1 protein-coding gene is annotated in these 997 nt (G+C 76.6%); it reads right to left on the reverse strand.

Going from position 1 to position 997, the window contains the following annotated elements; translation table 11 throughout:
• Nucleotides 1-20: 20 nt before the first annotated feature.
• Complete coding sequence (locus DLJ47_RS14270; protein WP_233257829.1) at nt 21-989, reverse strand: hypothetical protein; 969 nt, start codon at nt 987-989, stop codon at nt 21-23.
• Between the last annotated feature and the right edge of the window lie 8 nt (nt 990-997).

Here is a 997-nt window from a genome sequence, read left to right on the forward strand (position 1 = left end):
AGATGTGTATAAGAGCCAGCTCAGGGGGAGACCAGGGTTAGGTGGGTGGGGGCGATCGAGACCGTAAGGCGCTGGCCCCAGTCGAGGGTGAGGCGGTCGGTCTCCAAGCCGTCGGCGAAGGCCACCAGCCCGTCGGACTCGGCGACCAGGTCCAGCCGGTCGCCCGCGGCCAGCCGGCCGGCGGTGAGGTCGACCCCGGTGACCGGGGACGGCCACGCCTCCCGGACGAACCAGCCGAGCGCGGCCTCCTCCGGGGCGGGCGGCGGCGGCGCACCCGGACGGTCACGCGCGATGGACGCGCACCAGCCGGTCGCCCCCGTACCGCTGCCGACCACCACCCCGGAGGAGGAGTGCCGCTCCCGCCGGGTCCGCCCGCTCTCGCAGACCGAGAGCAGGTAGCGGGCGGACTGGTGGGAGGCGTGTCCGACGTAGACCTCGTTGAGGCCGACCAGCTCCTGGCCGTCGTCGAGGCTGGCCCGGACCATGGTCCGGGCGACGGTCCGGGCCGCGCCCGCCACCACCGCCGGCAGCAGGGCGGCGAGCGACCCGGCCCGGTGCCGGACCAGCACCCCGGCGTTGCGCCCCGGTTCGGGGTCCACTCCGATCACCGGCTGCCCCGACAGGTACTTGGCGACGTTGGCCACCAGGCCGTCCGGACCGACCGCCACCACCACGTCCTCCGGTCCGAAGAGGAACCGGGGCAGGTCGGCGCGGTCCACCGCGCCGCGCCGCCAGTCCGCCGGCACGGCCGCCCCGACAGTGGTCAGCGCGCTCTGGAGCGCCTCGTGCCGGTCCACCACCTCGGCCAGGTCCCGACCACGTTCCCGCAGGTACCAGGCCGCCGCGGCGCGGGTGCCGTGCCGGGCCAGCAGCTCGTCCAGCTCGCTGCGCCGGCTCACCACCACCACCCGGGGCGCGAGCGTGCCCGCCCCGGCGCCGGGACCGTCGCCCGCCCGACCGGCGGTCGCCCGGCCGCTCATCCGAGCCACTCCGGAAC

This window comes from Micromonospora sp. S4605 (assembly GCF_003176715.1).
GTDB lineage: Bacteria > Actinomycetota > Actinomycetes > Mycobacteriales > Micromonosporaceae > Micromonospora > Micromonospora echinaurantiaca.